The sequence below is a fragment of the Cellulomonas biazotea genome (assembly GCF_004306155.1).
GTDB classification, from domain to species: Bacteria; Actinomycetota; Actinomycetes; order Actinomycetales; family Cellulomonadaceae; genus Cellulomonas; species Cellulomonas biazotea.
In genome coordinates this window covers 1-3,732 of the sequence record NZ_BIMR01000145.1, presented here as the reverse complement: position 1 = coordinate 3,732, position 3,732 = coordinate 1, and the positions used below count along the sequence as shown (strand labels likewise).

The window sequence follows — 3,732 nt, the reverse complement described above, 5'->3', positions numbered from 1 at the left end:
GAGCCGGGCGGCACCGTGGCCGCACCCGCCGCGACCGTCGTCCCCGCGACCGCCCGGGCCATCGTGCGGGCCGCGGGGTCGAGCACGCGCGTGCCCGCGAGGAACGTCGGGTCGGTGCCCGCGGGGATCTCGTCGCGCGTGCCGTCGGGCAGCAGCGCGACGCCCTCCTGGTACAGCGCGATCCGCGCGTACGCAGCGGGCGGGCCGACGACCGCGGCCGCGGGCGGTGTCGGGGGGGTCGGGTGCCCGGCGGGCGGGAGCTGCGCCACCAGGACCGTGGCGACGGCGAGCGCACCGAGCACGGCGGTGACCGGGCGGGCGGTGGCGACCCGGCCGCGGCGCGCACCGGCCGTGCGCACGGGAGCGTCGCGGTGCGCGGACGTCGTCGCGGGGGCCTCCGTGGCGTCCTGCCCGGGGAGGGCACGGGGAGCCGGACGTGCGACGGGCCCGTGGTGCCGGGTCGCGCTCCGGCCGGGCGCGCGCACGGCGGCGTCGTCGACGACCTCGTCGACCACGGCACCGTGACCTCGCACACGCGCACACTAGACCCGCGTCCAACTTCCCCGGCGCGCAGGCGCGACCACGAGCGGCACCGACCCGTCCACAGGCCCCGCGGGACGGCCGTCGGGGCTCGTCCCTGGGCGAACGCGCCTTGCACTCGCAGGGGTCGAGTGCTAACCATTGGACTTAGCACTCTCGGGTAGAGAGTGACAGAAGCATCGGCCGCCCGGTGAGGGCCGTCGTGGCGCGGGACAGGACCGCGCGCGGCGTCCCGTCCGTCGCGGGCACCCAGCGGCCACCACGCAACCGAGTGAAGGATCACAGCCCCATGGCCAAGATCATTGCCTTCAACGAGGAGGCCCGGCGCGGCATCGAGCGGGGACTCAACGTCCTCGCCGACACCGTCAAGGTCACCCTCGGCCCGAAGGGCCGCAACGTCGTCCTGGACAAGAAGTGGGGCGCCCCCACGATCACCAACGACGGTGTCTCCATCGCCAAGGAGATCGACCTCGACGACCCGTTCGAGAAGATCGGCGCGGAGCTCGTCAAGGAGGTCGCCAAGAAGACCGACGACGTCGCCGGTGACGGCACGACGACGGCGACCGTCCTCGCCCAGGCGCTCGTCCGCGAGGGCCTGCGCAACGTGGCCGCGGGTGCGAACCCGATCGCGCTGAAGAAGGGCATCGAGAAGGCCGTCGAGGCCGTCACGACGCAGCTCCTCGCGCAGGCCAAGGAGGTCGAGACCAAGGAGGAGATCGCCGCCACGGCCGCCATCTCGGCCGGTGACACCGCGATCGGCGAGCTCATCGCCGAGGCCCTCGACAAGGTGGGCAAGGAGGGTGTCATCACGGTCGAGGAGTCGTCCGCGCTGGGCCTCGAGCTCGAGCTCACCGAGGGCATGCGCTTCGACAAGGGCTTCCTGTCGGCGTACTTCGTGACCGACCCCGAGCGTCAGGAGGCCGTCCTGGAGGACGCGTTCGTCCTGCTCGTCGAGTCGAAGATCTCGAACGTCAAGGACCTGCTGCCGCTGCTGGAGAAGGTCATCCAGTCCGGCAAGCCGCTGTTCATCGTCGCCGAGGACATCGAGGGCGAGGCCCTGGCCACGCTCGTCGTGAACAAGCTCAAGGGCACGTTCAAGTCCATCGCCGTCAAGGCGCCGGGCTTCGGCGACCGCCGCAAGGCGATGCTGCAGGACATGGCCATCCTCACCGGCGGCCAGGTCGTCTCCGAGACCGTCGGTCTCAAGCTCGACACGGTGGGCCTCGAGGTCCTCGGCACGGCGCGCAAGATCGTCGTGACGAAGGACGAGACCACGATCGTCGAGGGTGCGGGCGACGCCGGCCAGATCGCCGGCCGCGTCAACCAGATCCGCGCCGAGATCGAGAACTCCGACTCGGACTACGACCGCGAGAAGCTCCAGGAGCGCCTCGCGAAGCTCGCCGGCGGCGTCGCCGTCATCAAGGCGGGCGCGGCCACCGAGGTCGAGCTCAAGGAGCGCAAGCACCGCATCGAGGACGCCGTGCGCAACGCCAAGGCGGCCGTCGAGGAGGGCATCGTCGCCGGTGGTGGCGTGGCCCTCATCCAGGCCGGCGCGCTCGCGTTCGAGAAGCTCGAGCTCGAGGGCGACGAGGCCACCGGTGCCGCGATCGTCAAGCTCGCGATCGAGGCACCGCTCAAGCAGATCGCGGTCAACGCCGGTCTCGAGGGTGGCGTCGTGGCCGAGAAGGTCCGCAACCTCCCGACGGGTCACGGCCTGAACGCCGCGACCAACGTGTACGAGGACCTGCTGGCCGCGGGCGTCAACGACCCGGTCAAGGTCACGCGCTCCGCCCTGCAGAACGCCGCGTCCATCGCGGCGCTGTTCCTCACCACCGAGGCCGTCGTGGCCGACAAGCCCGAGAAGGCTCCGGCCCTCCCGGCCGGCGGTGGCGACGACTTCGGCGGCGGTTTCTGATCCCGCTGTAAGTCGCGCGGCCTGACGGCCGTACCGGCACGAACCAGCACGGCACGAGGGGCCGGTCACCTGCGGGTGGCCGGCCCCTCGTCGCGTCCCGCGCCGTCAGACCAGGCGCTGCGTGAGCGTCGAGCCGCCCGCGTCGTGCCGGACGGTCGCCAGGGCGCCGTTGACGAGCGCCAGGTGCGGCGGGACGTGCCCGCAGTCGACGTCGACCAGGACCGGGACGCCGAGGTCGCCGAGCGCGTGCCGGGCGGCGTCGTGGTGCGTCCAGCCCGGGTGCTCGGCACCGCGCGTGCGGCCCAGCAGGACGGCGGTGGCCCGCTCGAACCAGCCGGCGTACCGCAGCGCGAGCAGGCGCCGCGTCACGTCCGCGGAGTCCCCGCCCGCCGACTCCAGGTACACGACGAGGCCCTCGGGCGCGTGCGCGTCGGCGAACGCGGCGACGTCGCCGTACGGCGTGCCGGCCAGGTGGGACACGGTCTCCAGGCACCCGCCGACGAGCCGCCCCGACACCTCGACCGGGTCGTCGTCGTCGACCCGGGTCCACCCGCCCGGGGTGTCGAGCGTGAACGCGTCGACGTCAGGGTGCTGCGCGTAGTCGTCGAACCCCTGCGCGCGGTACCGCTCGGCGGCGCCCTGCGTGATCGTCGCGCCCGGCGCGGTCGTCACGACGTCGGTCCACGGCACGAGCGGGGCCGGGACGCGGTACGGGGTGTCCATGAGGTTCTGCCCGTGCAAGGTCGCGACCCCGGTGCGCAGGGTCAGCGGCAGCAGCAGCGTGGAGATGTCGGAGAAGCCGACGAACCACGTCGGGTCGGCGGCGAGGGCGTCCCAGTCCAGCAGCGGCAGTAGGTCGAGGGCGATCTCGCCGCCCCACGGCGGGACGACGGCGCGCACGTCGGGGTCGGTGAGGAACGCGGTGAGCTCGCGCGCACGGTCGGCGGGCGGGCCGCTCGCGATGCCGGTGCCGTCGACGAGCGCGCCGAGGCGGACGCCCCAGCCGTGGGAGCGGACCGCGGCGACCGCGACGTCGAGCCGCGCGCGGTGCCGCTCCTCGACGCCTGCGGACGGGGCGGGCACGGCGACGACGTCGCCGGGGACGAGCGGGCGGGGGTAGCGGACCACCCCGTGAGTGTGCCAGCCGGGGTCGTGCGCCGGGTACGGCGCACGGCGGCCGCGGGCGGGTGCGCCGGGGGCGGGGCTCGGCGATCGCGGGCGGGGTGGGCGAGTGCGCGGCGACCTGCGGGGACGTGGTCCTGCGCGGGTCGGCGGCG

General features: G+C 74.0%; 2 protein-coding genes and 1 pseudogene. 1 reads left to right on the top strand and 2 read right to left on the bottom strand.

Annotation, left to right across the window (positions count from 1 at the left end; all coding sequences use genetic code 11):
- Positions 1–515, bottom strand: a pseudogene (locus CBZ_RS10570) (hypothetical protein); the annotation flags it as partial.
- Positions 516–829: 314 nt separating this feature from the next.
- Here CBZ_RS10570 and groL point away from each other — a divergent pair.
- On the top strand, positions 830–2,455 hold the full coding sequence (groL, locus tag CBZ_RS10565; protein ID WP_130781521.1) for a chaperonin GroEL: 1,626 nt from the start codon (positions 830–832) through the stop codon (positions 2,453–2,455).
- A 105-nt stretch (positions 2,456–2,560) separates the two neighbouring features.
- On the opposite strand, the gene CBZ_RS10560 is transcribed toward groL, so the two are convergent.
- Positions 2,561–3,583, bottom strand: coding sequence for a S66 family peptidase (locus CBZ_RS10560; protein ID WP_130781520.1), 1,023 nt, complete (start codon positions 3,581–3,583; stop codon positions 2,561–2,563).
- Positions 3,584–3,732 lie beyond the last annotated feature (149 nt).